This window comes from Streptomyces tricolor, assembly GCF_002155905.1.
GTDB lineage: Bacteria > Actinomycetota > Actinomycetes > Streptomycetales > Streptomycetaceae > Streptomyces > Streptomyces tricolor.
Window position 1 is genome coordinate 1 of the sequence record NZ_MUMF01001093.1, and the last position, 314, is coordinate 314.

Annotated in this window: 1 pseudogene; it reads left to right on the forward strand. The window is 71.0% G+C overall.

Features of this window, described 5'->3' with window-relative positions:
- Window positions 1-146: 146 nt before the first annotated feature.
- A pseudogene (locus CCN44_RS48000) lies at window positions 147-314 on the forward strand (DUF2309 domain-containing protein); the annotation flags it as partial.

Sequence of the window (314 nt, forward strand, 5' to 3'; positions counted from 1 at the left end):
GCCGGCGCGGCGGGGCCGGCCGCGCAACGGTCGAGATCTCGCCATGAGCCGTCCGCGCACTGCCGGAAAACTCTGCGTAGCAAGTCCGTAACACGACTGGTGTTGCCTACCGGGCGGAGTGCCGGCGGTCGAGCGGAAGCTGGGCGATGACTGTGGATCAACTCCCCGGACCTGTACGGGAGTTCGCGAGCTACCTGGACGCCCTTCTGGCGCGTCTCGATCCGCGCGGCGGCTGGAGCGGGGTGTTCTGGCAGCGGGATGCCGAGGGGATGCGGGCCTGCCTGGACGGGCGGGAGGTGCCGCCGTGGGACGTC